The sequence below is a fragment of the Pseudomonas nunensis genome (genome assembly GCF_024296925.1).
Taxonomy (GTDB): Bacteria; Pseudomonadota; Gammaproteobacteria; order Pseudomonadales; family Pseudomonadaceae; genus Aquipseudomonas; species Aquipseudomonas nunensis.
In genome coordinates this window covers 6,360,735-6,384,475 of sequence record NZ_CP101125.1, presented here as the reverse complement: position 1 = coordinate 6,384,475, position 23,741 = coordinate 6,360,735, and the positions used below count along the sequence as shown (strand labels likewise).

The 23,741-nt window shown below is 59.6% G+C and carries 23 protein-coding genes and 1 pseudogene; 5 read left to right on the top strand and 19 right to left on the bottom strand.

Annotated elements, in window-relative coordinates; translation table 11 throughout:
* Positions 1 to 7 precede the first annotated feature (7 nt).
* From tssG to NK667_RS28015, 13 genes and pseudogenes are all read right to left on the bottom strand, one after another.
* Positions 8 to 1,015 (bottom strand): type VI secretion system baseplate subunit TssG, encoded by a 1,008-nt coding sequence (gene tssG, locus NK667_RS28075; protein WP_054617060.1) that lies wholly within the window; start codon positions 1,013 to 1,015, stop codon positions 8 to 10.
* Positions 979 to 2,766, bottom strand: a complete 1,788-nt coding sequence (gene tssF / locus NK667_RS28070; RefSeq protein WP_054617061.1) for a type VI secretion system baseplate subunit TssF — start codon at positions 2,764 to 2,766, stop codon at positions 979 to 981. The genes tssG and tssF overlap by 37 nt, the downstream gene beginning before the upstream one ends.
* 24 nt (positions 2,767 to 2,790) lie before the next feature.
* Positions 2,791 to 3,207 carry a hypothetical protein gene (locus tag NK667_RS28065; RefSeq protein ID WP_054048368.1) on the bottom strand — a complete coding sequence of 139 codons (417 nt, stop codon included), beginning with the start codon at positions 3,205 to 3,207 and terminating at the stop codon, positions 2,791 to 2,793.
* 29 nt (positions 3,208 to 3,236) lie between these two features.
* Positions 3,237 to 3,641 carry a hypothetical protein gene (locus NK667_RS28060; protein ID WP_054617062.1) on the bottom strand — a complete coding sequence of 135 codons (405 nt, stop codon included), beginning with the start codon at positions 3,639 to 3,641 and terminating at the stop codon, positions 3,237 to 3,239.
* 11 nt (positions 3,642 to 3,652) lie between these two features.
* Positions 3,653 to 4,036 carry a hypothetical protein gene (locus NK667_RS28055; RefSeq protein WP_054617063.1) on the bottom strand — a complete coding sequence of 128 codons (384 nt, stop codon included), beginning with the start codon at positions 4,034 to 4,036 and terminating at the stop codon, positions 3,653 to 3,655.
* A gap of 1,144 nt (positions 4,037 to 5,180) precedes the next feature.
* A pseudogene (locus NK667_RS28050) lies at positions 5,181 to 5,474 on the bottom strand (PAAR domain-containing protein); the annotation flags it as partial.
* Positions 5,475 to 5,484: 10 nt separating this feature from the next.
* Positions 5,485 to 5,892, bottom strand: coding sequence for a type VI secretion system baseplate subunit TssE (gene tssE / locus NK667_RS28045; RefSeq protein ID WP_054048360.1), 408 nt, complete (start codon positions 5,890 to 5,892; stop codon positions 5,485 to 5,487).
* A gap of 14 nt (positions 5,893 to 5,906) precedes the next feature.
* Positions 5,907 to 7,382 carry a type VI secretion system contractile sheath large subunit gene (gene tssC, locus NK667_RS28040; RefSeq protein WP_054048359.1) on the bottom strand — a complete coding sequence of 492 codons (1,476 nt, stop codon included), beginning with the start codon at positions 7,380 to 7,382 and terminating at the stop codon, positions 5,907 to 5,909.
* 28 nt (positions 7,383 to 7,410) lie between these two features.
* Positions 7,411 to 7,914, bottom strand: coding sequence for a type VI secretion system contractile sheath small subunit (gene tssB, locus NK667_RS28035; RefSeq protein WP_054048357.1), 504 nt, complete (start codon positions 7,912 to 7,914; stop codon positions 7,411 to 7,413).
* 32 nt (positions 7,915 to 7,946) lie between these two features.
* On the bottom strand, positions 7,947 to 9,503 hold the full coding sequence (tssA, locus tag NK667_RS28030; RefSeq protein WP_054048355.1) for a type VI secretion system protein TssA: 1,557 nt from the start codon (positions 9,501 to 9,503) through the stop codon (positions 7,947 to 7,949).
* A 649-nt stretch (positions 9,504 to 10,152) separates the two neighbouring features.
* Positions 10,153 to 10,428, bottom strand: coding sequence for an HU family DNA-binding protein (locus NK667_RS28025; RefSeq protein ID WP_003213368.1), 276 nt, complete (start codon positions 10,426 to 10,428; stop codon positions 10,153 to 10,155).
* 192 nt (positions 10,429 to 10,620) lie between these two features.
* The gene (locus NK667_RS28020; RefSeq protein WP_054617065.1) at positions 10,621 to 11,769 is read right to left on the bottom strand and encodes an NAD(P)/FAD-dependent oxidoreductase; all 1,149 of its coding nucleotides are present in this window, start codon (positions 11,767 to 11,769) and stop codon (positions 10,621 to 10,623) included.
* Positions 11,770 to 11,789: 20 nt separating this feature from the next.
* A complete protein-coding gene (locus NK667_RS28015) occupies positions 11,790 to 11,957 on the bottom strand; it encodes a rubredoxin (protein ID WP_007954349.1) in 168 nt (55 codons plus the stop codon).
* Positions 11,958 to 12,157: 200 nt separating this feature from the next.
* Between NK667_RS28015 and NK667_RS28010 the strand changes: the two genes are divergently transcribed.
* Both NK667_RS28010 and ubiA read left to right on the top strand, forming a co-directional pair.
* Positions 12,158 to 12,709: a chorismate--pyruvate lyase family protein gene (locus NK667_RS28010; protein WP_054617066.1), complete on the top strand. Its 552-nt coding sequence runs from the start codon at positions 12,158 to 12,160 to the stop codon at positions 12,707 to 12,709.
* Positions 12,709 to 13,599 carry a 4-hydroxybenzoate octaprenyltransferase gene (gene ubiA / locus NK667_RS28005; protein ID WP_054048342.1) on the top strand — a complete coding sequence of 297 codons (891 nt, stop codon included), beginning with the start codon at positions 12,709 to 12,711 and terminating at the stop codon, positions 13,597 to 13,599. The genes NK667_RS28010 and ubiA overlap by 1 nt, the downstream gene beginning before the upstream one ends.
* Positions 13,600 to 13,721: 122 nt before the next feature.
* Here the strand turns inward: ubiA and NK667_RS28000 are convergent, their stop codons facing one another.
* Positions 13,722 to 14,114, bottom strand: a complete 393-nt coding sequence (locus NK667_RS28000) for a COG4315 family predicted lipoprotein (protein WP_054048340.1) — start codon at positions 14,112 to 14,114, stop codon at positions 13,722 to 13,724.
* Between the two features lie 152 nt (positions 14,115 to 14,266).
* Here NK667_RS28000 and phoB point away from each other — a divergent pair, with 152 nt between their 5' ends.
* From phoB to NK667_RS27985, 3 genes are all read left to right on the top strand, one after another.
* On the top strand, positions 14,267 to 14,956 hold the full coding sequence (gene phoB / locus NK667_RS27995; RefSeq protein ID WP_008150066.1) for a phosphate regulon transcriptional regulator PhoB: 690 nt from the start codon (positions 14,267 to 14,269) through the stop codon (positions 14,954 to 14,956).
* Between the two features lie 137 nt (positions 14,957 to 15,093).
* Entirely contained in the window at positions 15,094 to 16,380 is a 1,287-nt protein-coding gene (gene phoR, locus NK667_RS27990) for a phosphate regulon sensor histidine kinase PhoR (RefSeq protein ID WP_236708664.1), read from the top strand.
* 123 nt (positions 16,381 to 16,503) lie between these two features.
* Entirely contained in the window at positions 16,504 to 17,844 is a 1,341-nt protein-coding gene (locus NK667_RS27985) for a hemolysin family protein (protein ID WP_054048336.1), read from the top strand.
* Positions 17,845 to 18,008: 164 nt separating this feature from the next.
* Here NK667_RS27985 and NK667_RS27980 read toward each other — a convergent pair whose 3' ends face one another.
* From NK667_RS27980 to pstA, 5 genes are all read right to left on the bottom strand, one after another.
* The gene (locus NK667_RS27980; RefSeq protein ID WP_054048334.1) at positions 18,009 to 18,905 is read right to left on the bottom strand and encodes a peptidoglycan DD-metalloendopeptidase family protein; all 897 of its coding nucleotides are present in this window, start codon (positions 18,903 to 18,905) and stop codon (positions 18,009 to 18,011) included.
* A gap of 208 nt (positions 18,906 to 19,113) precedes the next feature.
* Positions 19,114 to 20,058 (bottom strand): response regulator, encoded by a 945-nt coding sequence (locus NK667_RS27975; protein ID WP_054617068.1) that lies wholly within the window; start codon positions 20,056 to 20,058, stop codon positions 19,114 to 19,116.
* A 167-nt stretch (positions 20,059 to 20,225) separates the two neighbouring features.
* Positions 20,226 to 20,987 carry a phosphate signaling complex protein PhoU gene (gene phoU / locus NK667_RS27970; protein WP_008150055.1) on the bottom strand — a complete coding sequence of 254 codons (762 nt, stop codon included), beginning with the start codon at positions 20,985 to 20,987 and terminating at the stop codon, positions 20,226 to 20,228.
* 71 nt (positions 20,988 to 21,058) lie between these two features.
* Positions 21,059 to 21,892 (bottom strand): phosphate ABC transporter ATP-binding protein PstB, encoded by an 834-nt coding sequence (gene pstB / locus NK667_RS27965; RefSeq protein ID WP_007934504.1) that lies wholly within the window; start codon positions 21,890 to 21,892, stop codon positions 21,059 to 21,061.
* Positions 21,893 to 22,063: 171 nt separating this feature from the next.
* On the bottom strand, positions 22,064 to 23,734 hold the full coding sequence (gene pstA, locus NK667_RS27960) for a phosphate ABC transporter permease PstA (protein ID WP_054048331.1): 1,671 nt from the start codon (positions 23,732 to 23,734) through the stop codon (positions 22,064 to 22,066).
* Positions 23,735 to 23,741 lie beyond the last annotated feature (7 nt).

The following is a 23,741-nucleotide window of genomic DNA, read 5'->3' as shown; positions in this document are numbered from 1 at the left end:
TCTGTCCTTAATGAATTTTGCTGCCCAGGGTTACCACGCCGTCCGCTTTTTCGCGGCCGAGCCAACTGGTCCATCCCAGGCGACAGGCGTTCTGCTCACCGATTCGCAGTTCGCGGATTTCTTCCTGGCGCAGCACCAGGCGAATGTCGTAATCAAGCGGGTCACGCAGGGTGAACCGCACCAGCGCGCACAGCGGCTGGTAGCCGAAACCGATCGGCAGGAATTCGTGAAAGCGCAGCCAGTCGAGTTCGCGGATGTGAATCCGGAACTTGCCGCTGCGGTCGCGGACGTGTTCGCCGAGCACCAGGTCTTCACCGAGCATGCTGTTGGAGCGGCCCAAACGATTGCGCTGCTCGTCGAGGATTTCCACACGACGCTCGATGCACTGCTCGATGGTCAGTTCAGCGTGCTTGAAGTAGTAACGCAGCACCGCTTCGATCAGTGCCGCCGAGTGCGCCCGCAAGCTGAGCAGGCCGAGGTACGGCAGCAGGCGTTTCCAGTTCAGTTCCTGGGCCTTGCGGATCTCTTCGCCGCCCAGGCCAATCAGCGCAAACAACTGCGCCGAGAACGGATCAAGCGCGCCGCTCTCGAAGCTGGCGCGGTAGCGGTACTTGCGCCAGATCGGCAGCATCAGCCGTTGCAGGCGATGGTGGAACAGGTCGAGGAAGTGTCGCGTCGGATTGCCGTCTTCGCTGTCGCCCAGGGCTTGTTCACCGTAGAACGCCGGCAGCGGCGAACCGGAACCGACCAGGCCGATCAGGTTGAAACGCATACGCGCGCGCAGGTGCCCGTGCTCGGTGAAAAACTCCACGCGATCGACGTCACTGCCAGGGAAACCCAGGCTCGGGTTGGCCTGGAATTCCAGCTGGTCGTACAAATCGTCCTGGCTCAGGTGCGGGTGGGCCTCGCGCAGCCGGTCAACCACCAGCAGCACGGCCTGAAACAGCGAGTACTCGCGTATTCCTCGGGTCAGTCCGCTTAAAGCAGCGGCTGAAGGCCCATACGTGGTGTCCATTGGTACACCTCTCCCTGTGTGCTTTTTACGCGCAACTCGTGGTACGAATTGAGACTGGCGTAAAGCGCGAAAAACTCGTTAAGAACCGAAGCGAAAACGAACAGGTCGCCCTCGCCGATATACCCTTCCGGGTCGATGGTCAGCTCGGTGCGCAAGCCGCGTACCGGCAACCCTCGGTGCAGTCGATCGACGTGCTGGTGCTTGATCGACTTGAGCCCGCCCAGCAGGCGCTTGCTGACTTTTTCAGCGTGTTGGTCGTAGTAGCGCGGCAAGTCGTAGGTTTCGAGAATCACCTTCAACGCGTTGACGTCGGCCAGGGACAGATAGTTAAGCGACATGTTGCTGATCAGCTTCCAGAGGAAGTCACGGTTCAGCGGTGGCGCGTAGCTCGGCGTGGCCGGGGTGATGTTGCGGAAACTCAGGAACTCCGGCGTCTCTTCGCAGGCCTGGCTGATGTCGCCGAGCTTGAGCTTGCGCGGCAGGTTCTGGTTGGTGCACATCAGCTCGATCGACAGGGTTTCGTGGGCTTCGGTGTGGCGGATGCCGAAGCTCAGGTAGGTGTCGAGGCCGTCATGCAACGAAGACGAACGCTGGCGGATGCTGTAGTGCGGACGGCTGTTGGGCACGTCGAAACTCGGGTCGTGCTCGAAGGATTCGAACGGCACGTATTCCTGATAACCGAGACCGCCCGGCTTCCAGCCCGTCACCGTTTCCACGGAGAACACGCCGCAGTTTTCCAGATCGAACTCCGCTGGCAGCAGCAGGTATTCATCCTGTTTGCCGTCGAGGCGGATCGGCAGTGCATCGTGCTTGAACAGGTTCACGATGGGCGTGCAGTAGAGCTTCACGTTGTCCAGGGTCGGACGCAGGCGCTGGATGCCGCTCTTGCGAATGTCGAAGCGCAATTCGAGACCGCGCACTTGCTTGAGGGTGTCTTCCGGCAAGGCCTTGAGAAGGTCCAGACCGTTGATATCGACGAACAGGAATTTGTCCTGGAAGGCGAAATATTCCTGCAAGTAGCGATAGCCACGGAAGGTGTTCAGCGGATACGGAATCAACGCTTCTTCTTCGGCAAAACCCACTGGCTGCACGCGGTCGCCGGGCATCTTGAACGCCATTGGCGTGCCGTTGACGCCTTTGATCGGCTTGCCGGCGCCGTCCAGCGGGATCAGCTCGATGCCTTCCAGGTTGCGCAGCAGACTCAGATAGAGCATCTGGCTGATGTAGCGCTCGCCGGCAAAATGCAGACGCAAGCGACTCAGCTCCAGCTCGCCGAGGTGACCGTCGGCGCTCATTTCCAGACGCAGGCTCAACAGCGAACCGTCGCCCTTCACCGAGTAATTCAGCGCGGCCAAATCCAGCGGCAAGACTTCGGTCGGGTAGCAGGTGCGGAAACGGCAGCGCACGTCGTCGATCGGCACGCTTTCTACCGGCGTATCGCGCTCGACCATTAACGCAGGACCCGAGCGCTTCAATGGGTCGAACTGCAAAATGCTGAACGCCGGCAGCGGCCGCATGTAGTTGGGCCACAACAGGTGCATCAGCGAATGGCTGAGTTCCGGCAACTCATCATCAAGCTTCTGGCGCAGGCGCCCGGTCAGGAAGGCGAAGCCCTCAAGCAACCGCTCCACGTCCGGATCCCGCCCGGCCTGACCCAGGAAAGGCGCCAACGCCGGGCTACGCTCGGCGAATCGACGACCCAACTGGCGAAGTGCGGTGAGTTCGCTTTGGTAGTAGTGGTTAAAGGACACGGGTTACCTGCCTGGTATGAAATCTCATGAAAAAACTGTCCTGTAGAGCGCGACCGTCAAGCCAGCAACCACGTAACCCGCGATGAGCAGGAACGGCAAAAAATTCAGCCCGATGAACATCGTTGCAACACCATCGGAGGCGCCGCCGATCATCTGTACCAACCCGTAGGGCACCCACGCAAAGAGGTAGAAAGGGCTGAGTACCAAAGGGCCAAGCCAGACGCGCTTGAGCAACTGCTGTTCGGTTTTGCCGCCGAGGCCACGCATTTGCAACAGGGCAAAAACGAAGTAGGCGGGAATGCCGTAGACCAACGCGTACGTTTCAAACAACAGCACTGTCGTGCGGCCGTACGCCTGATCAATCAGCGCCCCGAGGACGATAATGGCTAGCGGAACCCAGAGGGCGATCACCAGGAATTGGCGACGGTTCGGGCTGATCACTGAAAAACACCTTTGGAGGGGCTCGTCATTTACTGATTGCCCTGCTGTGCGGTTGGGCAAAAAGAACCGTCAGCGATCGTCCATGAACTGACATCACCTTGTCTCACCGGTGTTTTGCCTTCCAGCGCCGTTCTTAATGCCGGCGCATGAATGACTTTCGAGCCATGAGTGGTGTTGATCAGCAGTTCGTAGTCATCGGCAATCCGTACCACTGATTCTTTTTCGTACGAGATATAGCTGCCGATAATTTGCCGGGCGCCGACCGGCGTTACGTAATCGCCAACAGCCGGCCCCCAGTTTGAAAAGTGCGAAACCTTTAGCGTCAGCGGGGTGGCGCAGCTGTTCTGCAGATAGATTTCGTCACGGTAGAGCTGCTGCGAAGTGCAAGCCGTCAGCGGGAACAGCAGGGCGGCGCAGCCGGTGTACTTGATCATCCCTGGCAGTTTCATGGGCACACCGACGGATCGTTGATCGTCCACTCACGCTGAGTGCCGTCACTGATTTTTTCCACGCCGTTCAAGCGCTGTTTCAACTGAGCGCCGTCAATCACTTTGCTGCCGACGGTATCGGTGATTTTCAGCGAATAGTTGGCCGGGATTTGCTCGATCACGTCTTCGCCATAAGAGGCGAAGCTCGCAACCAGCGCCCGGGAACCCGCGGCGGATGTCACGTTGCGTTCCAGCGAATGCATGTTGGAGCTGTTGGAAATTTTCATTTCCAAGGGCTGACCGCAGCGGTTCTCGACATACACATGGTTGTTGTAAACCTGTTGTGCCGCGTAGCTGGTCATTGAGACAAAAAGCAGGCTGGAGCCGGCGAAATTAATCATCGAATTCGACCCTGGCCAGCCACAGCAGGCTTTTTACGTCTTGTTCGGCAGCAGCAACGCGGCTGAAGAAATCAACGGAGCGATAACCGCTGTAGTAGTTCATGACATCGATTTCACCGGACGTCGGCTCAGGATGATCGGGCTTAATGCTTTGCCCCAGCGTCGAAGAATCCTTATGGGTCCAGGAATACATCGGGATCACGCCACCGCCATATTCGTTCAGGATGAAATGCCCAAACTCATGCGCGGCGGTGTATTTGAAGTCGTCGTTAGCGGTGCTCGTGGCAGAGGCGATACCGCTCAGTCCGCTGTTTACAGCGGCCGCGTAGTACATGCCCATGTTGTGATGAATCTTGCGAAACAGCGCCAGACTGGTAGAGCGACCACCCTCTTTCGACAAGTTGTCGACGAGAGGAAAGTTGCCGGCCGCAGGCTGGGCATTAACGTCAGCCTTCACCTTGACCTTGTAAACACCCTTGCCAGTTGTGATACCGCTTGAGATGCCCTGCCCTCGGCTGCCATCGCGCGACCAGTAACGCTCAATGCCTTCTTTGGCAAAGCCTTCCAGGGTTGCATACGGTGTGTGCGGTGCGCCCGCGACAGAACCTGTCGAACCACCATCGGAAAACTTGGGCCGCAACACCACATCAACCGTTTTCGCATTCCGATCAACCCGCACATCCACCCACTTCACTTCTTGCGCCGAACACTCAAGCTTCAGATCGGTGACCTGTTGTTCGCCGCCCTGAGTCGCAGTCAGACGCACTTTCAGGTTCGGGCTTTTCAGTACGCGGGTATCGAGAATGCCGGCAGTGTCGTAGCCGTCCCACTGCCATGGATGCTCCCCGCTCGGCAGGAACGGCGCAGTGTTGGCTTCGGCGTAGATCAGTTTTTCACCGTCCAGCACTTCCAGCTTCACGGTGTCGGCCGCAGCCTTGCGGTTGTCGATAACGAAGTCGATCAGCTCACGGTTTTTCGTGGCGCCGCTTTTGATTTCATCGTAATCCGGGACCTCCAGCGGCGTCAGGATCGAGTTGCCGCCGGACTTCAGCTTCAGCCGGTAATCGAGTTTCTTTTCATCGGCGCTGGCTTCCGGAACCAGTGCCGCGACTACAGCCCCAAGGGCGCTCGCGATAATCCCGGAGAACGGTGCCGCCGAATGCGAATTCCCGATAATCACCGTCCCGGAACCCGCCGTAACCTTGTTGCCATGGGTCCCGACGGAATCCACGGTCGCCGCCGCTTTACCGTTAATCAACACGGTCGTCGCCAACCCGCCGACCATCGCACCACCACACGCCGAGGCATCGCCTTGGCGGGCGGCCGGGAGGCCGTCGAAGAACACGTCGCCGGAACCGGCAGCGATCGGGTTGGTGCCGTGGCCGGGGAGCGGGCAAGCGGTCGGGTCGGATACACGTGCTGCGGGTTTGCCAGGCATACGGATCTCCTTAGTTGACCTTCACTTGACCGCTGCCATCCAGGCGCGCGGCGAAACTGACCTGACGCTTGAAACCATCAACTTCCAGCAGGCCTTCGATGCTGAAGGACAGGCGAAGCTGATCGTGATCACGCGGCAGGGAGATGACACGCACATTGCTCAGGCGCGGCTCGTAGGCTTCGATGAAATTTTCGATGGCCAGACGGGCCTGACTCAGAGAGTCGTGCAGGCTCAGACGCATGTCATTGAGATCGGGTAGCCCGTAATCGGACAGCGTTTGCACGCTGCCCGCACGGGTGCTGAGCATCTTGGCCAGATGGGCAGCCACGGACGCCATGGCGGAGACCTCGCGGCTCCAGCCGACGCGTTTTTCCGCGTCGCCACCCAGGCGTTCGAAAAGGCTGCCGTATCCAGTCATGAGTTAGGCTCCGCTTACTCTTTGTCCAGCTTGCCAACCAGCGACAGGGTGAAATCGGCACCCATGTACTTGAAGTGCGGACGCACGTTCAGGCTGACGCGGTACCAGCCAGGCTCGCCTTCAACATCGCTGACGATGATTTGGGCTGCACGCAGCGGACGACGGCCACGCACTTCGGCGCTCGGGTTTTCCTGGTCGGCCACGTACTGGCGGATCCACTTGTTGAGTTCCAGCTCGAGGTCGGTACGTTCTTTCCACGAACCGAGTTGCTCGCGCTGCAGCACTTTCAAGTAGTGAGCCAGGCGGTTGACGATCATCATGTACGGCAGTTGGGTGCCGAGCTTGTAGTTCAGCTCTGCAGCCTTGCCTTCTGCGCTGATGCCGAAGAACTTCGGCTTCTGCACCGAGCTGGCGGAGAAGAACGCCGCGTTGTCGGAGCCTTTACGCATGGTCAGGGAGATGAAGCCTTCCTCGGCCAGTTCGTATTCACGACGGTCGCTAACCAGGACTTCCGTAGGAATCTTGGTTTCGATTTCGCCCATGCTTTCGAAATGGTGCAACGGCAGGTCTTCAACCGCGCCACCGCTCTGCGGGCCGATGATGTTCGGGCACCAGCGGAATTTGGCGAAGCTGTCGGTCAGCTTGGTGCCGAACGCGTAGGCGGTGTTGCCCCACAGGTAGTGCTCGTGGCTGTTGGCGACGGTTTCTTTGTACACGAACGATTTGACCGGGTTTTCTTCCGGGTCGTACGGGTTACGCAGCAAGAAACGCGGCACGGTCAAGCCAACATAACGGGAGTCTTCCGACTCACGGAAGCTCTGCCATTTGGCGAATTGCGGGCCTTCGAAGTGATCTTTCAGATCCTTCAGGTCCGGCAGGCCGGTGAAGCTTTCCAGGCCGAAGAATTTCGGGCCGGCAGCCGCGATGAACGGCGCGTGGGACATGCAGGCAACGCTGGACACGTACTGCATCAGTTTCACGTCCGGCGAGCTCGGGGACATGTAGTAGTTAGCGATGATTGCGCCGACTGGCTGACCACCGAACTGACCGTATTCAGCGGTGTAGATGTGCTTGTACAGGCCCGACTGCATCACTTCCGGCGAATCTTCGAAATCGTCCAGCAGGTCTTCTTTCGAGACGTTGAGGATTTCGATCTTGATGTTTTCGCGGAAGTTGGTGCGATCAACCAGCAACTGCAGGCCGCGCCACGAGGATTCCAGGGACTGGAAGTCCGGGTGGTGCAGGATTTCGTCCATCTGGCGGCTGAGCTTGGCATCGATCTCGGCGATCATGCGGTCGACCATGGCCTTCTTGACCGGCTCACCGTTGTTCTGCGGCTTGAGCAGCTCTTCGATGAACGCCGACACGCCGCGCTTGGCGATGTCGTAGGCTTCGTCGTCCGGCGTCAGGCGGGTTTCGGCGATGATGCTGTCGAGAATGCTGTATTCGCCATTCTCTTTGCTCTTTTGCTGTGCTGCGCTAGTGCTCATTGTGTTGGCTTCCTTGGCTGATAGAGACTCAGGCGTCCTGGGCTGCGGCGTTCAAGCCCAGCTCACCCAGTACGCGACCGCGGGATTCGTCGTCGGCGAGAACGCCTTCGATGGCTTTGCGGAACGCAGGCGCGTTACCCAGCGGGCCTTTGAGGGCCACCAGCGCGTCGCGCAGTTCCATCAGTTTTTTCAGCTCAGGCACTTGATCGACCAGGCTGGCCGGGTTGAAGTCCTTCATCGAGTTGACACGCAGTTGTACGCCCAGCTCTTCAGTGCTGCCTTCTTCCTGAAGACGGTTTGGCACGTTCAACGTCAGGCTCAGCTCTTGCTTGGCCAGCACTTCGTCGAACGTCATTTTGTCGATGCTGATCGGCTTGCGATCTTCGACTTTGCGTTCGTCCTTGCGGTGGGTGTAGTCACCGATTGCCAGTAGTTTCAACGGCAGTTCGATCTCTTCATTAGCACCGCCAGTGGCGGGTTTGAAGGTGACGTTGATGCGTTCCTTGGGGGCTACCGAGCCTTCTTTGGCCATGGCTTTTCTCCTTGCGGTTGTGGCCCTGGGGCCTATTCGAGTACCACTTCGAGATCGAGGTGGCACAGCCTGCGATAAATCTCTTCCTTGCGTTCACGCACTGCATGGTTCTGCGGTAACAACTCGCAGCAGCTATGCAGCAAATGCAGCACTTCCAGCGCAAGATCGGGCTCCCAGGCGTTCAGGCCTGAGTCCTGTAATGTTTGGTCCAGTGTTTCGAGTTGGGTCCTGGCCAGTTCGTACTTTTTGGCCATGAAGCACAGCCGCGCCAGGGCGAACTGCCAGAAAAATCGTGCCCGCCCGCCTTGGGCGCCTTGCAGGCCCTGCTTGAGGATTTGCACGGCGGCCTTGAGGCCGTCCTTGCGCAAAATCGGCAGGACTTCTTCCAGGGCCACTTCCCAGGCAGGCTGGTTGTCAGCGACTTCAACCTTGCGCGGCGCACTGGCGGTTTGCAGGTGCGGCATGACGTGGGCGCTGACCCAGGCGCGGGTGGCCGGATCGGCAAAAGGCGCGCCGTCATGGAAACGCAATTCGATGATGCCGGGCAGGCGCTGAACCAAAAGCGCGAAGTGGATTTCCACTTCGCGCATTGCCATCTCGGCGTTCAGCCCTTGAAGGCATTCCCAGACCATTCGCTGGCCATCGAACCAGAATGGCGCCTTCGCCAGGCTCGCCTCCAGTTCCACCAAGAGGTCTGCGTATTTGGCCTGGTCGAATCGATCCTGATAGGCCTTGAGCTTGTCCGCCGGCAAGCCGCGCAACATGGTGATCTGCTCGGCGTTGCGCTCGGGCACCGCGTCGATGGGCAACCACAGCAGCGTACGATTGAGGCGCAGGGCGCGCAGGTCGGTGGCTTTCTGCTTGAGCCACCAGGCGCACAGCGGACGGGCATTTTCCTGCTGGGCGCGCAGGGCCTTGTGGGCTTCTTTTTCGTTGTCGATCGGTGCGCCGGGGGTGAACAGCTGGGTCGCGGCCTGTTTGACCTGAGCGACCGCGGCCCCCACCACGCCGGGTTCCGGCTGATTATCGGCAGCGCGCTGCACCATGTTTTTCAGGCGACGGGAAATCGGCAGCAGCAACGGCGCGTCGTCGCCCAGGTGCTCGGTGCACGCGGCATCGAGGCCTTCGAGGTGTTCCACCATCCGGCGGAACATCGGCAACTGCTCTTTGATCGCGACTTTTTCGGTCAGCACCTGCTCGAGACGCGGCACCAACCAACTGATGGCCGCGGCACGGGTGCGCGCCTTGTTCGGGTGAACTTCGGCCCAGTGATTTTCCGACAAGTGGTGCAGCAAACCGAGGCCGGCCAGTAGGCCCTGGAAGGATTCACGCTGGTACAAAGCCCAGGTCAGCCAGGCGCCGACGCGCAAATCCTTGGATTGGGTGCGCAGCAGGTTTTCGCTGTTTTCACGGATTTTCAGCCAGTCGATCTGACCGGCTTCGTGCATCGATTGGGCTTTGGCGAGCTCGCTTTCCAAGGCCTCGTATTCGCTCGAAAAGCGAACATCCTCGCCCGCGAAATTCTCTTTGGAAACAGAGGCTTTTGCGAGATCAAGGTAATGGGCGGAAAGTTTGCTTGAGTAGGACATCCATGGCCTTTAATTAGGATTACGGTCACACGCCAATTGGAGTTTCAACGGCGGTGGACAGTATCAAAGAGCTGCGATGATTCTCATCCAATTGAGTTCGTGCTCTTGCAAGTGGGCGCATCGTAATCACTATGATGGCCACTAGCAAGCATCCGATTAAACAACAAGACGAAGTGTTCTCTGTTTCACGTAGGAGATATCCCTATATCTCTAAGGGACTCCCCTGATGTCAGATTAATATTTCATCTGCCCAGCAGGCGCCCTGCAACCATTGATCCAGAGCCGTTCCTCAAATCCCCAGCAACCATTGATGATTCGGTCCATGAGCCGGGCGCAAAGCATGACAAGAATAAAAAATGATAAATGTAGGAAATGTCTGAAAGGTTGCAGGCATCTATGAACAAAACGATGAAAGACAACAGCCAACTTAAAAAGTGCCATCGCTGTGATGGCACTTTTATATAGCGTTGAATTCCTTGGCGATACCAAGGGCAACTCCGGCGCACTTTGTTTCCAGTGTGTATTAATCAGTCCACAACACGCTCTTCATATAAACAGAAGGCAACGCCCATAAAAAATGGACCTCCGATTAATCGGCAGGCCCATTTTTCAATACGGTTCTCCCCGTTATTCAGGGAGTTCGCCGCAATTACGGATTAACGCTGTCTTTCAACGATTTGCCTGGTTTGAAGGCGACGGTGTTGCTGGCCTTGATTTTCACAGGCTCACCGGTTTGCGGGTTTTTACCGGTGCGGGCACCGCGATGGCGTTGCAGGAAGGTGCCGAAACCCACCAGCGTGACGCTGTCTTTGCGGTGCAGAGCGCCGGTGATTTCTTCGAGAACGGCGTTGAGAACGCGGTTGGCCTGCTCTTTGGTGAGATCTGCTTTTTCAGCGATTGCAGCGGCGAGTTCTGGTTTACGCATTAGTGAAGCCCCTTTGACGGTTTTTTGTTGTTATGTCCGTGCTGTTCTCGTTGGAACAGCGCCCAAGGCGCCGCAGGTGCTCTACTCTGCGGCAGACGGGAGTGAGGATGGCACGCACGGAAGAGCCGCGCCAGTCTCGGCGCGACGTTTGTAGGGGCAAAAGCGGGGTGATTCCGACAGAACGACCAGTATTTACGCCAGCAGGGCCGGAAGCTCTTTGTTCAACGCGAGTTTTTCCATTACCGCCGTGCCTGTCAGGGCATAACCGAGCAATTTGCCCGAGCCATCACGGCACAGCACCTTGATGTCGGCGCCCTGCCCTTCGACCGTCCAGACGCCTTCGGTGCCCCGTGGCGGCGGCGAAACCACCAGCGGGCAGACCGGGGTTTTCACGGTGATCGGCATCGGGCCGTAGTTCACCGCTGTAGGATTTCCCGCCAGGGTTTGGGCCAGCGCTCTCGCACAGCTCATGAGGGGCATCACGTACAACAGATTCAGCCCATCGACCTCGGCGCAGTCGCCCAGGGCGTAGATATTGGCGTGAGAAGTCTTCAGGTGACGATCGACCACGACGCCGCGATTGACCTGCACGCCCGCTGCGGCCGCCAGGTCGATTCGTGGACGCAAACCGATGGCCGAGACCACCACATCGCACGGGATGACCTGGCTATCGGACAGGTGCGCTTCCAGCCCGTTCGCCACACGTTGCAGGCGATTGAGTACCGGCCCGAGGTGGAAGCGCGCACCGAGGCTTTCCAGCCCGGCCTGCACCGCAGCGGCTGCCGCCGGATGCAGCAAGGTCGGCATGACTTGCTCGCACGGCGCCACCAGTTGCACCTCGTAACCGCCGAGGATCAGGTCGTTGGCAAATTCGCAGCCGATCAGGCCGGCACCGAGCAGTAACACCCGACGCTTGCCCGCCGCAGCGGCACGGAAGCGCGCGTAGTCTTCCAGATCATTGATCGGGAACACCGCGTCAGCGCCGTCGCCTTCGATTGGCACCCGCACGGTTTCCGCACCCCAGGCCAGGATCAGGTCGCGATAGATCACCGACTCCTCGCCGATCCACAGGCGTTTGTGGCCTGGGTCGATGCCGCTGATGCGGGTATGGGTGCGTACTTCGGCCTTCAGTTGCTCGGCCATGGCGCCGGGTTCGGCCATGCTCAGGCCATCGGCATCCTTGTTTTTGCCGAAACCGGTGGAGAGCATCGGCTTGGAGTAAGAGCGCCCGTCATCGGCGGTGATCAGCAGCAATGGGGTTTCGCCATCGAGTTTGCGAAACTCCCGGGCCAGGTTGTAGCCAGCCAGGCCGGTACCGACGATCACGACAGGTGCGTTCATGCCTTACTCCTCTTTTTGTCTTAGTTGATTTCGATCATTTCGAAATCCATCTTGCCCACGCCGCAGTCCGGGCACAGCCAGTCTTCCGGTACGTCCTGCCACAGAGTGCCCGGTGCAATGCCGTCATCCGGCCAGCCGTCGGCTTCGTTATAGATCAGGCCGCAGACCACACATTGCCACTTTTTCATTCGGTTACTTCCTCAGGATTCAGGCTTTTTCCGGCGCGAACGGTCGATGGGTAAAGCGTTGCCGTCCGGCTCAGGGCGTTTTGTACTGATCGAACCCGGCAGATGCAAGCCTGTTCGACGCAGCAACAGGCCGGCTCAATCAAAATCGCCGGCTGACATGGTAAGCTCGCCGCCTCATTTGCTGCCAATAATGACTCACTGTGCCGCACTCAAAAGCCCCGTTCTGGCTCACCCAAAACCGACTCGCCCCCCTCCCCGACAGCTCTACCCTCGACTGGCTGTTCGACGAAGGCTCGCTGACCCGACGCTTGATCCGTCTGTCGAATGATCGCTTCAGCGTCACGCCGTTGTTCGAAGGCTGGCAAGCGTTGCGCGACGACGAATGTGCCGCGCTTGACCTGGCCGATGGCAGCGAAGGCTGGGTGCGCGAGGTGTATCTGCGCGGCGCTGGCCAGGCCTGGGTGTTCGCCCGCAGCGTTGCGGCGCGCAGTGCGTTGCAAGGTGATGGCCTGCACATGGACGAACTGGGCAGCCGCTCGCTGGGTGAACTGCTGTTCTGCGATCAGGCGTTCCAGCGCCAGGCCATCGAGGTTTGCCACTATCCTCAGGAATGGCTGCCGCTGGAGTCACGCGCACCGGAGCTGTGGGGCCGTCGCTCACGTTTTAATCGCGGAGCCTTGAGCGTGTTGGTGGCTGAGATTTTCCTGCCGACCTTGTGGCTCGCCACCCGCGCCCATCCGGAGAACTGCTGATGTACACCAGCCTGCTCAAGTCCCTGAACCGCTTGAATCCCCGGGCCTGGGATTTCATTCAGTTGACCCGCATGGACAAGCCGATCGGTATTTACCTGCTGCTGTGGCCGACACTTTGGGCGTTGTGGATTGCCGGCAAGGGCTCGCCGTCATTGGCCAACGTCGTGATTTTCGTCCTCGGTGTGGTACTGACCCGCGCCGGCGGTTGCGTGATCAATGACTGGGCTGACCGCAAAGTCGATGGCCATGTGAAGCGCACCGAACAGCGGCCACTGGTGAGCGGCAAGATCAGCTCAAAAGAAGCGTTGGTGTTTTTTGCGCTGCTGATGGGCGTGAGTTTTCTGCTGGTGCTGTGCACCAATGCGCCGACTGTCTGGCTGTCGCTGGGTGGCCTGGCGCTCGCGTTCAGTTACCCGTTCATGAAGCGCTACACCTATTACCCGCAAGTGGTGTTGGGCGCGGCGTTCTCCTGGGGGATGCCGATGGCGTTCACCGCCGAGACTGGTGAGCTGCCGGCTGCCGCGTGGTTGCTGTGGATTGCCAATCTATTGTGGACCGTCGGCTACGACACCTATTACGCCATGACTGACCGTGACGACGATTTGAAGATCGGCGTGAAATCCACCGCCATTCTGTTTGGCGATGCGGACCGGGTGATCATTCTGACGTTGCAGGGATTGGCGCTGGGCTGTTTGCTGTTGGCCGGATCAAAATTCCAGCTCGGCGGCTGGTTCCACTTGGGTTTGCTGGCGGCGGCGGGCTGTTTTGCCTGGGAGTTCTGGTACACCCGTGGCAAGGACCGGATGCGTTGCTTCAAGGCGTTTTTGCACAACCACTGGGCGGGGTTGGCGATTTTTGTGGGGATTGTGCTGGATTACGCGTTGCGTTGAAAAACACAAAGCCCTGTGGCGAGGGAGCTTGCTCCCGCTGGGCCGCGAAGCGGACCCGAAAATCTGCGAGTGCTGCGCCCTCGAGCGGGAGCAAGCTCCCTCGCCACAGACATCGCCAGTTACTACATCTTCGGACCGGAGTTGGTGATGACGTGCCAGACGTCTTTCATTTTGTCGCCTTCCTTGTCGCCCGGTTTTTTGTCTTTCATGAAGTAGTAAAGCGGCTTGCCGTCGTAGGCCCACTGCATCGTGCCGTCGTCGCGTTTGACGACCGACCATTTACCTTCAGCCTTGGCACCCGCCTCCGCCTTGAATGGCGGCCAGTTTTCCGCGCACTGTCCGGTGCACACCGACTTGCCGCCAGTGTCCTTGTCGAACGTGTACAGGGTCATGCCCTTATGGTCTGCCATCACGCCGTCTTTCATCATGACGGGCTCGGCAGCGAAGGCCATTGTCGGCAAAGCCAGGACCGCAGTCAGCATCAGGGCTTTGAAGGATTGCGAGTATTGCTTCATGGAAACCTTCCTTTTGTGGTTGTCAGGATTCGGACTTAGAGCTTAGTTCAGGATCATGACAATCGCCGTGCGACTAAAATACTGTCACACGACTGCAATAATTCCGTTATCTAATGCGGCGCAAGACAGTTAAATGACAAGAGGATTAAGGCATGGTTGGCAGGAGCATTCTGATCGTCGACGACGAAGCGCCCATTCGCGAAATGATCGCCGTTGCGTTGGAAATGGCCGGCTATGACTGCCTGGAGGCGGAGAACTCCCAGCAGGCGCATGCCATCATCGTCGACCGCAAGCCGGACCTGATCCTGCTGGACTGGATGCTGCCCGGCACCTCCGGCATCGAGTTGGCCCGACGCCTCAAACGCGACGAGCTGACCGGGGACATCCCGATCATCATGCTCACCGCCAAGGGCGAAGAGGACAACAAGATCCAGGGCCTGGAAGTCGGCGCCGACGACTACATCACCAAACCGTTTTCGCCCCGTGAGCTGGTCGCGCGCCTCAAAGCCGTACTGCGCCGCGCCGGCCCGACCGACGGTGAGACCCCGATCGAAGTCGGCGGCCTGTTGCTGGACCCGATCAGCCACCGCGTGACCATCGACGGCAAACCCGCCGAGATGGGCCCGACCGAATACCGTCTGCTGCAATTCTTCATGACCCACCAGGAACGCGCCTACACCCGTGGCCAGTTGCTGGATCAGGTCTGGGGCGGCAACGTGTATGTCGAAGAACGCACCGTCGACGTGCACATCCGGCGCCTGCGCAAAGCCCTCGGCGATGCCTACGAAAATCTGGTACAAACCGTGCGCGGCACCGGCTACCGGTTTTCCACAAAGGCATAAAAGCAGCGGCAAGCTTTAAGCTACAAGCGGCAAGCGAAAGCAGAGCCGCGCTGACTTGAAGCTTGCGGCTTGAAACTTGGAGCTGCGCTAGGACGCCCCCCTTGAACCAAAACTGGCATGGCACGCTGATTCGCCACATGTTGTTGCTGGTCACCGCCTGCCTGGTGATCGGCCTGATTTCCGGCTACTACGGCTGGAGCCTCGCGGCTGGCCTGGGTCTTTACCTGGCCTGGACCCTCAAGCAACTGCTGCGCCTGCACGAATGGCTGCGCCTGCACAAACCCGATGAAGCACCGCCCGATGGCTATGGCCTGTGGGGCGAAGTGTTCGACAGCATCTACCACCTGCAACGCCGCGATCAACGCGTGCGCGGGCGCCTGCAAGCGGTGATCGACCGGGTCCAGGAATCCACCGCCGCGCTCAAAGACGCGGTGATCATGCTCGACAGCGACGGCAACCTGGAATGGTGGAACCGCGCCGCCGAAACCCTGCTCGGTCTCAAGACTCCGCAAGACAGCGGCCAACCGGTGACCAACCTGGTGCGGCATCCGCGCTTCAAGGAGTATTTCGAACAGGACAGTTACGCCGAGCCGCTGGAAATCCCTTCACCGACCAATGATCGCCTGCGCATTCAGCTGTACATCACCCGCTACGGCAACAACGAACACCTGATGCTGGTGCGCGACGTGACGCGCATTCATCAACTGGAGCAAATGCGCAAAGACTTCATCGCCAACGTTTCCCACGAATTGCGCACGCCGCTGACCGTGATCTGCGGCTACCTGGAAACCCTGCTCGACAACGTCGAGGAAGTGAACCCGCGCTGGACCCGCGCCTTGCAGCAAATGCAGCAACAGGGCGGGCGCATGCAGACGTTGCTCAATGACTTGCTGCTGCTGGCCAAGCTTGAAGCCACGGATTACCCGTCGGACAACCAGCCGGTGGTCATCGATAGCTTGCTGAAATCGATCAAGAGCGACGCCCAGCAGTTGTCCGCCCAGAAGAATCAGCGCATCACCCTGGAAGCCGATGCGACGATTCTGCTCAAGGGCAGCGAAGCCGAATTGCGCAGCGCGTTTTCAAACCTGGTGTTCAACGCGGTGAAATACACCCCGGCCGAAGGCAATATCCGCATTCGCTGGTGGGGCGATGATCAAGGCGCGCACTTGAGCGTGCAGGACTCCGGGATCGGCATCGACAGCAAACACCTGCCGCGCCTGACAGAACGTTTCTACCGCGTCGATTCCAGCCGCAACTCCAACACTGGCGGCACCGGGCTGGGGCTGGCGATCGTCAAACACGTGCTGCTGCGTCACCGCGCGCGCATGGAAATCAGCAGCGTGCCGGGGCATGGCAGTACCTTTACCTGCCATTTCGCACCGGCCCAGGTAACCAAATCCCAACTGATCAATGCGGCCGATTGATACCGGCCAGCACTCGCCACTAGGCAATCACCGAGTCAGCCGCTACATTGGCTGACTTGTGCCTGCCCTTCAGGCACTGCATTTCCCCTTTTTTTGAATACACGGAATCCGCAAAACTCCATCATGGACCCATCCCCTGGCTTGACCCTCGCGACACTCTTCGCCGACTTCGGCATGATTCTTTTTGCTCTGATCCTGGTTTTGCTCAACGGATTTTTCGTTGCGGCGGAATTTGCCATGGTCAAACTGCGCTCGACCCGGGTCGAGGCCATCGCTGAAAAAAACGGCTGGCGCGGGCACATCCTGCGCACCGTGCACAGTCAGCTCGATGCGTACCTGTCGGCCTGCCAGTTGGGTATCACCCTCGCCTCGCTGGGTCTTGGCTGGGTCGGTGAGCCTGCGTTTGCGCACATCCTCGAACCGATCCTTGAAGCCGTCGGCGTGCAGTCGGCCGAAGTGATCAAGGGCGTGTCGTTCTTCGCCGCGTTCTTTGTTATTTCGTACCTGCACATCGTGGTCGGTGAACTGGCGCCCAAGTCGTGGGCGATCCGTAAACCGGAGCTGCTGTCGCTCTGGACCGCCGTGCCGCTGTACTTGTTCTACTGGGCGATGTACCCGGCGATCTACCTGCTCAACGCCAGCGCCAACACGATCCTGCGCATTGCTGGCCAGGGCGAACCCGGCCCGCATCACGAGCACCATTACAGCCGTGAAGAACTGAAACTGATCCTGCACTCCAGCCGTGGCCAGGACCCGAGCGACCAAGGCATGCGTGTGTTGGCTTCGGCGGTGGAAATGGGTGAGCTGGAAGTGGTGGACTGGGCCAATTCCCGGGAAGACCTGGTGACGCTGGAGTTCAACGCGCCGCTCAAGGAAATCCTCGCGCTGTTCCGTCGTCACAAGTTCAGCCGTTATCCGGTGTACGACAGCGAACGCCAGGAGTTCGTCGGCCTGCTGCACATCAAGGACCTGCTGCTGGAATTGGCGGCTCTGGACCACATTCCCGAGTCGTTCAACCTGGCCGAGCTGACCCGTCCGCTGGAACGCATCTCGCGCCACATGCCGCTGTCGCAATTGCTGGAACAGTTCCGCAAGGGCGGTTCGCACTTCGCCGTGGTCGAGGAAGCCGACGGCAACATCATCGGCTACCTGACCATGGAAGACGTGCTGGAAGTGTTGGTGGGCGACATTCAGGACGAACACCGCAAGGCCGAACGCGGGATCCTCGCGTATCAGCCGGGCAAGTTGCTGGTGCGGGGCGATACGCCGCTGTTCAAGGTTGAACGCCTGCTGGGCATCGACCTGGACCACATCGAAGCCGAAACCCTCGCCGGGCTGGTCTACGAAACCCTGAAACGGGTGCCGGAAGAGGAAGAAGTGCTGGAAGTCGAAGGTCTGCGCATCATCATCAAGAAGATGAAAGGGCCGAAGATTATTTTGGCCAAGGTGTTGATGCTGGATTGATTGTCGGCGGGCCTTTGTGGCGAGGGGGCTTGCCCCCGTTGGGCTGCGAAGCGGCCCCCAAACCCCTCAACCGCATAGTCCCTGACATTCCGCATTCATGGTTTTGGGACGGCTCCGCCGTCCAACGGGGGCAAGCCCCCTCGCCACAATTGATCTCATCGCCTTCACTGCTTGCCCAACGCAAAGTTGGGCAACGCCCCCACCGGTTGATTGAACTGGTACGGAATCGACACCAACCCCAACCCGGTATTGCGCTGCACCACGAAATGCAGGTGCGGCCCGCTGCTGTTGCCGGTGTTGCCCGATAACGCCAACGCGCTACCCACCGCCACCCGCTGACCTTCGCGCACGCTCACCGAGCCTTGCTTGAGGTGCAGGTACACGCCCATGGTCCCGTCGTCGTGCAACACCCGCACGAAATTGCCGGACGGATCATTGCCACGGCCGCTCTGGCCATTCTCGGTCTTCACCACCATCCCGGCGCGCGCTGCAATGATCGGCGTGCCTTCGGGCATGGCGATGTCCATCGCGTAGCGGTTCTTGGCCCCGAAGTGGCTGTATTGGCCATTCGCGCCCTGACTCAAGCGAAACGGACCACCACGCCAAGGGAAGGGATATCGATAGCTCTGAGCGGCGCCTGAAGGGTCGCCCATGGAATATTGGAAGCTCGGGGTATACACCAGCGGCTTTCCACCGGTAATCGCCGTCAGCAGCGCCAGGCGCGAGTTGCTGCGCGCCGGCAAGACCCGGCGGATCGGCTGGCTCGGCGCCCCCTTGACGTTGCTCAACCCGGCAAAACTCAGCTCGACCTCCACCGGCGCATACAGGTCATTGCGCACAAACACCACGTCCACGCCTTTCTGCTTCTTGATGTCGAGGTACACCTGGCGCTCCAGGTGCTCGACCATCCGGTCCCGAAAGACAAACACCTGGGAGCCTTTCGTGGGGCGGTCGCTATAGGAGACCACGCCATTGGCATCGGTGGATTTGTAAATGGTCATGGCCACAGCCGAGGTGGAGGCCATGAAAAGACCACAGAAAAACAGCAGGCGCGCGAGCATGGGCAAGAGTCTGTCGAATAAGGCCTGGAAAGGAGCCTAGCAGGTGCAATGGACCTGGGTAGTCGGCAGATGTTTCAAAATGGGATGTTCGGGAGATGTGCGGTGAATTTGATGGCCCCTTCGCGAGCAAGCCCGCTCCCACGTTTGGAATGCATTCCAATGTAGGAGCGAGGCTTGCCCGCGAAGGCGGACTGTCAGGCGACGAAGATTACGCGCCGGGAATGAAATGCTTCTGCGCGGTACCGCGGGCAATCAGGCGGGAGATGTAGTCGAGCTTCTGTGCGTCCTGATCGACGAAGCGGAAGGTCAGTTGCAGCCAGTCGCTGTCGGGCTTGGGTTCGTGGGCGACGATGGCGTGCAGGTAGCCGTTCAGGCGCGCGGTTTCGGCGTTGTCGCCCTGCTCCAGGTCGAGCACTGCGCTTTCGAGCACTTGCGGCAGGATGTCGGTGCGTTTGACCACCAGCAGCGCTTCCTTGAGGCTCAGGGCCTTGATCACGCAGGCTTGAGTGCCGCTCGAAAGACGCAATTGGCCCTGACCACGTCCGCCGGCAGGTGCGGCCGATGCAGCCGGTGCCTTGACCGGCGGGCTGTTGAGCAGGCCACGGGACGGCGCGGCCGCCGGGGCTGGCGCAGCGGCGACAGGTTTGGCGAACGGGTTGACGGGGGCAGCACCGACCACTTCAGCCTTGCCACCGGTCAAAGCACTCAGCGAATCATTGCCGAACGCCGAGTTCATCTTGGTCGGCGCGCTGTTCATCAAGGTGTCGAGCTTGCCGACCTTGTTCAGCGCCTGTTTGACCTTGGTCAGCAGTTGCTCGTTGGTGAACGGCTTGCTGACATAACCGGAAACGCCGGCCTGAATCGCCTGGACCACGTTCTCTTTGTCGCCACGGCTGGTCACCATCACAAACGGCATGGTCTTGAGGTTGTCCTGCTCGCGGCACCAGGTCAGCAGTTCCAGGCCGGACATTTCCGGCATCTCCCAGTCACACAGCACCAGGTCGAACGCTTCACGCGCCAGAATCGCCTGAGCCTTCTTGCCGTTGACCGCATCTTCGATCCGAATGCCCGGGAAGTAGTTGCGCAGGCACTTCTTCACCAGGTCACGAATGAACGACGCATCGTCCACGACCAACACACTGACCTTACTCATCCACAACCCCTTTAAAAAATCCCGGCAAGCATACCGCTTTGCTGATGGCACATTGCCAAAAACCTTCAGTCACGCCGGGACTTTTCGTTCGCGGGTGCTGCTTTCGAATTCATTCGCCGCAAACAAAAACGCCCAGCCAAAGGGCCGGGCGCTTTTCTCAGGCAATCTTACTTATCGTCAGCTTTGCCCGGAACATTAGCGGTTTCGCCACTTGTGCCTTCAACTTCTTCTTTCATGCGCTTGAGGCCAAGGTGTCGCACATCGGTGCCGCGCACCAGGTAAATCACCAACTCGGAGATGTTGCGCGCGTGGTCGCCGATCCGCTCCAGGGAACGCAGCACCCAAATGATGCTCAAGACCCGCGAGATAGAGCGTGGATCTTCCATCATGTAGGTCGCCAGCTCACGCAGGGCGGTCTTGTATTCGCGGTCGATGATCTTGTCGTACTGCGCCACCGACAATGCCAGGTCAGCGTCAAAACGGGCAAACGCGTCCAGCGCGTCGCGCACCATGTTGCGTACCTGGTCGCCGATGTGGCGCACCTCGACATAACCACGTGGCGCTTCGCCTTCTTCGCACAACTGGATGGCGCGGCGGGCGATCTTGGTCGCTTCGTCACCGATGCGCTCCAGGTCGATCACCGACTTGGAGATGCTGATGATCAGACGCAAGTCGGACGCCGCCGGCTGACGACGGGCCAGGATGCGCAGGCATTCTTCGTCGATGTTGCGTTCCATCTGGTTGATCTGGTCGTCGATCTCGCGCACCTGCTGAGCCAGGCCGGAGTCGGCCTCGATCAGCGCGGTCACCGCGTCGTTGACCTGCTTTTCCACCAGCCCGCCCATGGCCAGGAGGTGGCTGCGCACTTCCTCGAGCTCGGCGTTGAACTGCGCGGAGATGTGATGGGTAAGGCCTTCTTTGCTAATCATGTTGGCGTCCTTGGAGCGTCCGGTAAGGTGCGGTGGACCGCAGCGTCAGTTCAGTGAGCAACAACAGCTTCCTAGCCGTAACGACCGGTGATGTAGTCTTCGGTCTGCTTCTTCGCCGGATTGGTGAACAAGGTGTCGGTGTCGCCGAATTCCACCAGTTTGCCCATGTACATGAACGCCGTGTAGTCGGAAACCCGCGCGGCCTGTTGCATGTTGTGGGTCACGATCACGATGGTGAACTTGGATTTCAGTTCGTAGATCAGTTCTTCGACTTTCAGCGTCGAGATTGGGTCGAGTGCCGAGCACGGTTCGTCGAGCAGCAGCACTTCCGGCTCCACGGCGATGGTGCGGGCAATCACCAGACGTTGCTGCTGACCACCGGACAGGCCAAGTGCCGACTCGTGCAGACGGTCTTTGACTTCGTCCCACAGCGCCGCGCCTTTCAGTGCCCACTCGACGGCTTCGTCGAGGATGCGCTTCTTGTTGATGCCCTGGATGCGCAGACCGTAGACCACGTTTTCATAGATGGTTTTCGGGAACGGGTTCGGCTTCTGGAACACCATGCCCACCCGGCGACGCAGCTCGGCCACGTCTTCGCCCTTGCGGTAGATGTTGTTGCCGTAGAGGTTGATCGCGCCTTCGACGCGGCAACCGTCCACTAGGTCGTTCATGCGGTTGAAGGTGCGCAACAGCGTGGACTTGCCGCAGCCGGACGGGCCGATGAAGGCCGTCACGCGCTGTTTCGGAATGTTCATGCTGACGTCGTACAGCGCTTGTTTCTCGCCGTAGAACAGGCTCAGGCCAGGTACTTCAATGGCCACGGTTTCCTGCTCGAGACTCAGGCTCTGTTTGTCGCGGCCCAGGGCAGACATGTTGATGCCGTGGGTATGTGCTTCGTGCTGCATGGGAGGCTCCCTGTGCTAACAAATTCGGTTCGGGCCACCGCTTCGCGGCATGCCCAATAAATGTTCGGTTGGACGCGGACTACTGTGGGAGCGGGCTTGCTCGCGAAGGGGCCCTCACGGCCGCCAAAAGCTTCGCGAGCAAGCCCGCTCCCACAAGGTCCGCGCCGACCTTTAACTATCCAGCGCTTTGTACTTCTCGCGCAGGTGGTTGCGTATGTACACGGCCGACAGGTTCAACGTGGCGATCACCAGCACCAGCAACAGCGCCGTGGCGTACACCAGCGGTCGGGCCGCTTCGACGTTCGGGCTCTGGAAGCCGACGTCATAAATATGGAAGCCCAAGTGCATGATCTTCTGGTCAAGGTGCAGGTACGGGTAGTTGCCGTCCACCGGCAGCGACGGCGCCAGTTTCACCACGCCCACCAGCATCAGCGGCGCCACTTCACCGGCGGCGCGGGCCACGGCGAGGATCATGCCGGTCATCATCGCCGGGCTGGCCATCGGCAGCACGATCTTCCACAAGGTTTCAGCCTTGGTCGCGCCGAGGGCCAACGAGCCCTCACGCACGGTGCGAGGAATCCGCGCCAGGCCTTCTTCGGTGGCCACGATCACCACCGGCACCGCCAGCAATGCCAGTGTCAGCGAGGCCCAGAGCAGGCCCGGTGTACCGAAGGTCGGTGCCGGCAAGGCTTCGGGGAAGAAGATCCGGTCCAGCGAGCCGCCGAGTACGTAGACGAAGAAGCCCAGGCCGAACACCCCGTAAACGATGGCCGGAACGCCCGCCAGGTTATTCACGGCGATGCGGATGATCCGGGTCAGGGCGTTTTGCTTGGCGTACTCGCGCAGATAGACCGCTGCCAGCACGCCGAACGGGGTCACGATCATCGCCATGATCAGAGTCATCATCACGGTGCCGAAGATCGCCGGGAAAATCCCGCCTTCGGTGTTCGCTTCACGCGGGTCGTCGGACAGGAATTCCCAAACCTTGCCAAAGTAGAAGCCGATCTTGGTAAAGGTGCCCATGGCGTTCGGCTGGTAGGCGTGAACCACTTTGCCGATGCCGATTTCGAGCTCTTTGCCGTTGGCATCACGAGCGGTAAGGCTGTCGCGGTTGAACTGGGCGTGCAGGTCGCCGAGGCGCGCTTCGATGTCCTGATAGCGGGCGTTCAGCTCAGCCTTTTCTGCGTCCATGTCGGCTTGCGCCGTGGCATCGAGCTTGCCGGCCAGTTCCAGTTTGCGACCGTGCAAACGGATGCGTTCCAGACCGGCGTTGATCGCGCCGATGTCGGATTTCTCCAGGGTCTTGAGCTGTGCCGCGAGCTTGTTGACGCGATCGACACGAGCCTGCAACTCCGGCCACGCCGCCTCGCCTTCGGCGATCACCTTGCCGTCTTCTTTGACGTTGACCAGGTAACCGTAGAAGTTGCCCCACTCACGACGTTCGATGGTCATCAGTTCTGGCGGCGTCTTCTGGTTCGTCAGCCACTCGCCGACGATCCAGGTGAAGTCGTTGCCGTTCAAGTCACGGTTGCCGACCTTGATCAGCTCGCGGGTCATGAACTCCGGGCCGACATCAGGCACCGGCAGGCCCGCGCTTTTCAGGCGCTCGCGAGGCACTTCTTCTTTCTGCACCACTTCGCCGATGACCAAATGATTGGCCTGGCCCGGCACGTCATAACTGGCGTGCACCAAGTCCGCCGGCCAGAAGTGGCCCAGACCGCGCACGGCAATCACTGCCAGCAAGCCAATGGTCATGATGACCGCGATGGACACCGCGCCACCGCTGATCCAGACGCCGGGGGCGCCGCTCTTGAACCATCCTTTCAGGGAGTTCTGTTTCACAGACTTC

Bases quoted from the DNA above. Each gene is read 5' to 3' on its own strand.
- pstB (WP_007934504.1), bottom strand. From the start codon at position 21,892: ATGCAGCACGAAGCACATACCCACGGCATCAACATGTCTGCCCTGGGC.
- tssG (WP_054617060.1), bottom strand. From the start codon at position 1,015: ATGGACACCACGTATGGGCCTTCAGCCGCTGCTTTAAGCGGACTGACC.
- phoB (WP_008150066.1), top strand. From the start codon at position 14,267: ATGGTTGGCAGGAGCATTCTGATCGTCGACGACGAAGCGCCCATTCGC.
- tssB (WP_054048357.1), bottom strand. From the start codon at position 7,914: ATGGCCAAAGAAGGCTCGGTAGCCCCCAAGGAACGCATCAACGTCACC.
- NK667_RS28020 (WP_054617065.1), bottom strand. From the start codon at position 11,769: ATGAACGCACCTGTCGTGATCGTCGGTACCGGCCTGGCTGGCTACAAC.
- NK667_RS27980 (WP_054048334.1), bottom strand. From the start codon at position 18,905: ATGCTCGCGCGCCTGCTGTTTTTCTGTGGTCTTTTCATGGCCTCCACC.
- NK667_RS28000 (WP_054048340.1), bottom strand. From the start codon at position 14,114: ATGAAGCAATACTCGCAATCCTTCAAAGCCCTGATGCTGACTGCGGTC.
- NK667_RS28025 (WP_003213368.1), bottom strand. From the start codon at position 10,428: ATGCGTAAACCAGAACTCGCCGCTGCAATCGCTGAAAAAGCAGATCTC.
- NK667_RS28060 (WP_054617062.1), bottom strand. From the start codon at position 3,641: ATGATCAAGTACACCGGCTGCGCCGCCCTGCTGTTCCCGCTGACGGCT.
- tssE (WP_054048360.1), bottom strand. From the start codon at position 5,892: ATGACTGGATACGGCAGCCTTTTCGAACGCCTGGGTGGCGACGCGGAA.
- phoU (WP_008150055.1), bottom strand. From the start codon at position 20,987: ATGATTAGCAAAGAAGGCCTTACCCATCACATCTCCGCGCAGTTCAAC.
- NK667_RS27985 (WP_054048336.1), top strand. From the start codon at position 16,504: ATGGACCCATCCCCTGGCTTGACCCTCGCGACACTCTTCGCCGACTTC.
- tssA (WP_054048355.1), bottom strand. From the start codon at position 9,503: ATGTCCTACTCAAGCAAACTTTCCGCCCATTACCTTGATCTCGCAAAA.
- NK667_RS28055 (WP_054617063.1), bottom strand. From the start codon at position 4,036: ATGATTAATTTCGCCGGCTCCAGCCTGCTTTTTGTCTCAATGACCAGC.
- tssC (WP_054048359.1), bottom strand. From the start codon at position 7,382: ATGAGCACTAGCGCAGCACAGCAAAAGAGCAAAGAGAATGGCGAATAC.
- ubiA (WP_054048342.1), top strand. From the start codon at position 12,709: ATGTACACCAGCCTGCTCAAGTCCCTGAACCGCTTGAATCCCCGGGCC.
- NK667_RS27975 (WP_054617068.1), bottom strand. From the start codon at position 20,058: ATGAGTAAGGTCAGTGTGTTGGTCGTGGACGATGCGTCGTTCATTCGT.
- NK667_RS28015 (WP_007954349.1), bottom strand. From the start codon at position 11,957: ATGAAAAAGTGGCAATGTGTGGTCTGCGGCCTGATCTATAACGAAGCC.
- phoR (WP_236708664.1), top strand. From the start codon at position 15,094: ATGTTGTTGCTGGTCACCGCCTGCCTGGTGATCGGCCTGATTTCCGGC.